Consider the following 7,413-nt stretch of genomic DNA (forward strand, 5'->3'; position numbering starts at 1 on the left):
GACGACCTGCCCGCCGCGCGGGACCTGATCGCCCGGCAGGCGCGAACGGAAGGCAAGCACTGATGACCGGCAGCATCGGCCCGGGACCACCGTCCTGGGCGGCCGGGGGTGAACGCGGCGAGCACCGCTGTGCCCGCCGCCAGCGCGGCCAACAGCCGCACCGGTCGGGCCGCCTCGTGGTACGCGGGCATCGGCTCCTCCTCCGGGCCGGCATCGGTGTCCCAGGCTGCCCGAAATCCCAGCGATCAAACCGTTTTGCCGTTTCACTGGACCAGCGCCGGGTAGCGCACCCGATACGGGTGGTCCAACCCCGGACGCCCGGGTGGAGGAGACGTGATGACCAGCAACGGAACGAGGTGGGCCCTGGCCGGGGCGGCCACGGTGACCGCGGTCGGGGTGGGCCGGCTGGTGGCCCGCCGGCGGCGTCGGCACCAACCCGAGCGGGAGGACGGCTGGTACGTCGTCCACCGGGGGATCACCGTGGACCGGCCGATCGACGCGGTGATCGGTTTCTGGACCGACCGGGAGCAGCTGGACCGGGGGCTGGCCGAGTGGGCGACCCTGGAACAGCTCGCCGACAACCGGTGGCGCTGCGTGGCGAGCGACCCGGGCGGCGGCGGCACCGAGTGGCGCGCCGAGATCACCGTCGACGGGCCGCGCCGGTTGAGCTGGCGGGTGAGCGACGGGCCGCTGGACCAGCGGGGCCGGGTCGAGCTGGCGCCGGCGCCGCAGGATCGCGGCACCGAGATCCGCGCCGAGCTGCGCTGGCGCTCCGGCCCGGTGCGCCGGGCGCTCGGCCTGGCCAACGGGCACGACCCGGACCTGGCCCTGCGGAGCGCGCTGCGCCGGATCAAGTCGCTGATCGAAACCGGCCAGGTGCTGGACACCCGGCACGATCCGTCCGGGCGCGACCGGAAGCAGGAGCAGGCCACCGACAAGATCCGCGAGAGGCTGATGGTGGGAGGCCGGCCGTGAGGGCGCTCTGCTGGGAGGGTGTCGGCAAGCTGGCCGTACGCGACGTGCCGGAGCCCACCATCCGCTCCGCCGGGGACATCATCGTCAAGGTCCGGGCCAGCAGCGTGTGCGGCTCCGATCTGCACCTGATCAACGGCTATCTGCCCGCCATGCGGGAGGGCGACATCCTCGGCCACGAGTTCATGGGCGAGGTGGTGGAGACCGGCCCGGAGGTCCAGCGGATCAAGGTCGGCGACCGGGTGGTGGTGGGCTCGGTGGTGGCCTGCGGCGGCTGCTGGTACTGCCGTACCGAGCAGTACTCGCTCTGCGACAACTCGAACCCGCAGCCGGTCTTCACGGAGAAGCTGTGGGGTCACGCACCGGCCGGCATCCTGGGCTACTCGCACGCGGCGGGCGGCTACTCCGGCAGCCATGCCGAGTACATCCGGGTGCCGTTCGGCGACGTCGGCGCGTTCACCGTCCCCGACGGGGTGCCGGACGACTCGGTGGTGTTCGCCTCCGACGCCATGCCGACCGGCTGGATGGCCGCCGACTTCTGCGGCTTCAAGGGCGGCGAGGTGGTCGCGGTCTGGGGTGCCGGCGGGGTGGGCCAGATGGCCGCGCGCTCGGCACAGATCCTCGGCGCCGAGCGGGTGATCGTGATCGACCGGCTGCCGGAGCGGCTCGGCGCCGCCGCCGACCGGCTCGGCGTCGAGACGATCAACTACGCGGAGACCGACGTGCTGGAGGCGCTGCGCGAGTTGACCGCCGGGCGCGGGCCGGACGCCTGCATCGAGGCCGTCGGGATGGAGTCGCACGACGTCGGCCCGATCTACGCGTACGACAAGGCGAAGCAGACCGCCCGGCTGCAGAGCGACCGGCCGACCTCGATCCGGCAGGCGATCATGGCGTGCCGCAAGGGCGGCACGGTGAGCATCGTCGGCGTCTACGGCGGGCTGGTGGACAAGTTCCCGCTCGGCGCGGCCATGAACAAGGCGCTGGTGCTGCGGATGGGTCAGATGCACGCTCAGCGCTACATCCCGATGCTGCTGGACCGGATCGCGGTCGGCGAGATCGACCCCGGCTACCTGGCCACCCACCCGATGCCGCTGGAGCAGGGCGCCCAGGGCTACGAGATCTTCCAGAAGAAGGAGGACGGCTGCCTGCGTACCGTGCTGCACCCGCAGGCGGCGTGAGGCGATTGCGCGGGGCCGGGACGCGCCCCGGTTCGGATTCTCGCGGCGGGGTACAGCTGTTGATATGCCCCCCGAGATCGAAGAGACGCCGTCCCGGCCCGCCGTGCGGGGCTTCGCCGGCAGCGCGGTCGCCGTGGTGGTGGCCGGTACGGTCGCCCTGCTCACCCGGCAACCCTGGCTCTTCCCCAGCCTGGGCCCGGCGATCATGCTGCACGTCGAGCAACCCGGCAAGCCGGAGTCGTCCCCCCGCAACACCGTCATCGGGCACCTGGTGGCGTTGCTCGCCGGGTACGCCATGCTGGTGCTCACCGGGCTCGCCGACCACCCGCCCGCGCTCCAGGAAGGGGTGTCGGGACTGCGGATCGTGGCCGCCGCCGGCTCCCTGGCGATCACCGCAGCGGTGCTGGTCCTCGTGAAGGCCCCGCACCCGCCGGCCGGCGCCACCACGCTCATCGTGAGTCTGGGGCTGCTCCGGACGCCGACCCAACTGGTGATCGCGTTCGCCGCCGTGCTGCTGGTGACGGTGGTGGATCTGCTCTTCAACCGGGCCACCGGCCGGCAGATGCCGCTGTGGTCCGCACCGAGGGAGGGATGAGGAGATGGTCGACCGGATCGCCGACCCGTGGGGGCCGCGCACGCCGTACGGGCCGGGGGAGCCCTGGCCGGTGCGGGTGGACACCTTCCTCTCCGACGGGCACACCGAGGCGGACGTGCAGCGCTGGGTGCCCAGCGCCTCGATCCTGCACTCCAACGGGGACGCGATGGACATCGCGGTAATCGACGACCGGATCGTCGGCGTCCGGGGCCGGCGCCAGGACCGGATCAACCACGGCCGGGTCGACCCGAAGGACCTGTACGGCTGGCAGGCCAACCACAGCCCGGACCGGCTGCGCCGGCCGCTGGTCCGGGACGGCGACCGCCTGGTGGAGACGGACTGGGACACCGCGATGGGCCGGATCGTGGCGCGCTCGAAGGAGCTGCTCAAGGGGCCGGGCGGCTGGGGGCACTTCGGCTTCTACACCAGCGGCCAGCTCTTCCTCGAGGAGTACTACACCCTCGGGGTGATCGGCAAGGCGGGGATCGGCACCCCGCACATGGACGGCAACACCCGGCTCTGCACCGCCACCGCCGCCGCGGCCATGAAGGCGTCCTTCGGCACCGACGGCCAACCCGGCTCGTACACCGATGTGGACCACTGCGACGCGATCGCGCTCTGGGGGCACAACGTCGCGGAGACCCAGACCGTGTTGTGGATGCGGATGCTGGACCGCCGGCGCGGCGCCAACCCGCCGGCGATGCTCGCGGTGGATCCGCGGGCCACCCCGGTGGCCCGGGAGGCCGACGTGCACCTGGCGCTGCGCAACGGCACCAACATGGCGCTGCTCAACGGCCTGCTGCGCGAGATCATCCACCGCGGCTGGTACGACGAGGAGTACGTGGCGGCGCACACCCTGGGCTTCGACGAGCTGTGCAAGGTGGTCGAGGACTACCCGGTGGCGAAGGTCGCCGAGATCTGCGACCTGCCCGCCCGGGACATCGAGCGCGCCGCCGAGCTGCTCGGCGGGTCGCAGCGGCTGCTCTCCACCGTGCTCCAGGGCTTCTACCAGTCCAACCAGGCCACCGCCGCGGCCTGCCAGGTGAACAACCTGCACCTGATCCGCGGCATGATCGGCCGTCCCGGCGCCGGGCTCTACCAGATGAACGGCCAGCCGACCGCGCAGAACAACCGCGAGTGCGGCGCCGACGGTGACCTGCCGGGCCTGCGCAACTGGGCGAACGAGGAGCACATCGCCGAGCTGGCCCGGCTCTGGAACGTCGAGGTCGACACCATCCCGCACTGGGCGCCGCCGACCCACGCCATGCAGATTTTCCGGTACGCGGAGCAGGGCTCGATCAAGCTGCTCTGGATCTCGGCGACCAACCCGGCGGTCTCCCTGCCCGACCTGGCCCGGGTGCGCCGGATCCTGGCCCGGCCGGAGCTGTTCGTGGTGGTGCAGGACCTCTTCCTGACCGAGACCGCCGAGCTGGCCGACGTGGTGCTGCCGGCCGCCACCTGGGGTGAGAAGACCGGCACGTTCACCAGCGTGGACCGGACGGTGCACATCTCCGACAAGGCGGTCGAGCCGCCCGGCGAGGCCCGGTCCGACCTGGACATCTTCCTCGACTACGCCCGCCGGATGGACTTCCGGGACAAGGACGGCAACCCGCTGATCCCCTGGACCGGGCCGGAGGAGGTGTTCGCGGCGTGGCAGGAGTGCTCGCGCGGCCGGCCCTGCGACTACACCGGCATCACGTACGAGAAGCTGCGCACGGGCGGCATCCAGTGGCCGTGCACCGAGGAGCACCCGGACGGCACCGAGCGGCTCTACACCGACGGCGTGTTCCACACCGACCCGGACTACTGCGAGTCGTACGGCCATGACCTGACCACGGGCGCGGAGCTGCTGCCGGAGGAGTACAAGGCGAAGCAGCCGGGCGGACGGGCGTTCCTGCACGCGGCGCCGTACCAGCCGTCACCCGAGGTGCCCAGCGACGACTACCCGCTGCTGCTCACCACCGGTCGGACCGTCTACCAGTTCCACACCCGGACCAAGACCGGCCGGGCCACCCAGCTCGTGCACGCCGCCCCCGAGTCGTGGGTGGAACTCAACCCGGCCGACGCCGACCGGCTCGGCGTCGGCGAGGGCGACCTGGTCCGGGTCGAGTCGCCGCGCGGCGCCGTCCGGGGCCGGGCCCGGATCTGCGGGGTACGCCCCGGCGTGGTCTTCGTCCCGTTCCACTACGGCTACTGGGACACCGACGACGGCGCCGCGCCCGGCCAGGGCCGGCACGACCGGGCCGCGAACGAGCTGACCATCACCGCCTGGGACCCGGTCTCCAAGCAGCCGATCTTCAAGGTCGCGGCGGTCCGGGTGGTGAAGGAGGCCGACTCGGACGGTCGCCCGTCGCCCGCGCCCACGGTGGGCGGCTGCGCCCCGCCGGAGGGCTCGGGCATCCCGGCCACCGTCGGCGGACCGGCCGCCGAGGCGTCGTCGAAGGAGGGGTGACATGCACCTGGCGCACTATCTCGGGCTGCTGCACAAGGCCCAGGACCGCCTCGGCGACGCCTTCACCGAGGTCGGCGAGGCGCACCGGGACGAGCCGGACGTCTTCCACACCTGCGAGAAGCTGGCCGCCCAGTGCCACCGCCACGCGGAGACGCTGGCCCCCTTCGCCCACCGGTACGCCGAGGAGGCCCCGAAGGAACCCGACCGGCTGCACTCGGAGCTCTTCTCCGGCACGCGTACCGGCCCGATCGGGCTGCTCCGCGACCTCCAGGACCTCTATCTGATGGCCGCCGAGTGCGACATCTGCTGGACGGTGGTCGGGCAGGCCGCGTACGGGGCGCGGGACGAGGAACTGCTGAGCGTGGTGAAGTCCTGCGAGCAGGAGACCACGATCCAGCTCAAGTGGCTGCGCACCCGGATGAAGCAGGCCGCTCCGCAGGCCCTCGTGGTGGCGGAGTGACGCTCACGCGGTGCGGCGGACCGCGTCGACGAGCAGACCGCTGGGCGGCAGGGCGGGCATCCGGCCCAGGTTCAGCGCCAGGTTCTGCGGCGGGACCTGGTAGCTCATCGCGCCGGTGAGGTTGGCGACGGCCCGTTTCATCAGCTCGATGGTGATCCACTCGCCGGCGCAGCGGTGCCCGGTGAAGTGGTCGCCCCCGCCCTGCGGCACCAGGCTGAACGCGTCGCCCGGCCAGCCGGCGAAGCGTTCCGGCCGGAACCGCTCCGGCTCCGGCCACAGCTCGGGGTGGTGGTTCGTCGCGTACAGGCCGAGCAGGACCCGCCGGCCCTGGGGGAACGGGTAGCCCTGCCACTCGAAGGAGCGCCGGACCCGGGCCGCGGCCACCGGGAAGAACGGGTAGTAGCGGCGTACCTCCCGCACGAAGTGCTCGGTGGCGGTGTCGTCGTCGCGGACCTTCTCCCGCCAGTCGGGGCGGTCGTGCAGGGCCAGCGCGGCGAAGACCACGTACCGGTCGACGGCGACGGTGGGCCGGAGGATGTTCAGCAGGTCCACCGCCGCGACCCGGCGGGGCAACTGCCGGCCCTGCTCGTCGCGGTGCTCGGCGACCATCCGCAGCGCGCTCCCCTCCGGCGCGGGCAGACCGCCGGTCCGGGCCCGTCCGATCACGTCGGCGATCCAGCGCTCCGCCCGGCGGCGGGCGAGCACGCCCCGCCAGTGCCGGGGGCCGACCGCGGCCGGGGCCTCGATCATGGCGTGCAGCTCGGCGGTGCGCCGGGCCACCTCCGCCTCGGCCAGCGGCACCCCGGCCCAGGCGCAGACCGCCCGGGTCAGGATCCGGGCCACCTCGTCGTAGAGCACGACCGGGCCCCGCTCGGCCCAGATTGGGATCCGGGCCCGCCACTCGTCGTCGAAGAGCTGGCCGAGCTGGCGGATCCCGGCGGGCGTCATGAGCGACATCAGCATCGCCTTGCGGCCCCGGTGCGCGTCGCCGTCGAGCCCCTGGACGCCACCGACCCCGGTGAGCGTGCGCTGGCCCCTCATCGGCATGGCCCCGTGCCGGATGAAGCGGTCGTTGTCGTAGAACAGCTCGGCGGCCGGGCGGCCGCGCAGGCAGATGGTCGGTTCCAGCAGTATCCGGGTCTGGAAGATGTCGCTGCCGTACCGGTCGCACCGGTCGCCGACGAACCGGTAGCCCGCGCGGAGGAACGCCAAGGTGCTCTCCGGGCTCCGGTCGGTGGGGATGACGGTCATCGGCTGCTCCTGCTGGCGACGCGGCACGGTCGACCCGCTTCTACCCAGGTCCGGGCGGGTGAATCCCGCCCGGCGCCCACCCTGCCACCGTCGGCCGCCCGGGGGAGGGCCCAGCCTCGGCGCCGCAGCTGGCCCCTCCCACCATGGCGAAAAGCTGGTTGGGTCGGACTCCGGACCGGCGGCGGGCCGGTCGCGGGACATCAGCGGCGGCCCGACCACGGCGCGGCCGGTGGACGGTAGCGGGGACGGGGAGGACACGTGCGCGACAACAGGGCGGCGCGCTGGCGGGAGCGCCGGGTGACGGCCGGGCTCGGCGCGGGCCGGGGCGAGCGGGAGGAGGCGCTGATCGCGCCGGCGCGCCGGGAGTCGGCCCGGCCGGCCCGGCGCTTCACCGTGCACCTCGGCTTCGAGGCGGCCGACGCCGCGGCCGCGCGGGAGCTGGCCGTCGCGTACGCCGAGGCGCTGAGCCTGCTCCGTCCGGAGCTGGCGCTCGGCGCGGCGACGC

7 protein-coding genes and 1 pseudogene are annotated in these 7,413 nt (G+C 73.3%); 6 read left to right on the top strand and 2 right to left on the bottom strand.

What is annotated here, in order from left to right; genetic code table 11:
* On the bottom strand, positions 1–191 hold a 191-nt coding region (locus ACWEVO_RS24265), incomplete at its 3' end, for a hypothetical protein (RefSeq protein WP_452309816.1).
* A 145-nt stretch (positions 192–336) separates the two neighbouring features.
* On the opposite strand from ACWEVO_RS24265, the gene ACWEVO_RS24270 reads away from it, so the two are divergent.
* The 5 genes from ACWEVO_RS24270 (at position 337) to ACWEVO_RS24290 (ending at position 5,657) form a co-directional block, all read left to right on the top strand.
* Positions 337–975 (top strand): SRPBCC family protein, encoded by a 639-nt coding sequence (locus ACWEVO_RS24270; RefSeq protein WP_452309817.1) that lies wholly within the window; start codon positions 337–339, stop codon positions 973–975.
* Complete coding sequence (locus ACWEVO_RS24275; protein ID WP_452309818.1) at positions 972–2,150, top strand: zinc-dependent alcohol dehydrogenase; 1,179 nt, start codon at positions 972–974, stop codon at positions 2,148–2,150. Before ACWEVO_RS24270 ends, ACWEVO_RS24275 begins: the two co-directional genes overlap by 4 nt.
* A 64-nt stretch (positions 2,151–2,214) precedes the next feature.
* Complete coding sequence (locus ACWEVO_RS24280) at positions 2,215–2,745, top strand: HPP family protein (protein WP_452309819.1); 531 nt, start codon at positions 2,215–2,217, stop codon at positions 2,743–2,745.
* A 4-nt stretch (positions 2,746–2,749) separates the two neighbouring features.
* Positions 2,750–5,197, top strand: a complete 2,448-nt coding sequence (locus tag ACWEVO_RS24285) for a molybdopterin oxidoreductase family protein (RefSeq protein ID WP_452309820.1) — start codon at positions 2,750–2,752, stop codon at positions 5,195–5,197.
* Between the two features lies 1 nt (position 5,198).
* Positions 5,199–5,657, top strand: a complete 459-nt coding sequence (locus tag ACWEVO_RS24290; protein ID WP_452309821.1) for a hypothetical protein — start codon at positions 5,199–5,201, stop codon at positions 5,655–5,657.
* 3 nt (positions 5,658–5,660) lie between these two features.
* On the opposite strand, the gene ACWEVO_RS24295 is transcribed toward ACWEVO_RS24290, so the two are convergent.
* The gene (locus ACWEVO_RS24295; protein ID WP_452309822.1) at positions 5,661–6,908 is read right to left on the bottom strand and encodes a cytochrome P450; all 1,248 of its coding nucleotides are present in this window, start codon (positions 6,906–6,908) and stop codon (positions 5,661–5,663) included.
* 258 nt (positions 6,909–7,166) lie between these two features.
* On the opposite strand from ACWEVO_RS24295, the pseudogene ACWEVO_RS24300 reads away from it, so the two are divergent.
* Positions 7,167–7,413 (top strand): annotated as a pseudogene (locus ACWEVO_RS24300) (hypothetical protein); the annotation flags it as partial.

This window comes from Micromonospora sp. NPDC003776, assembly GCF_053605645.1.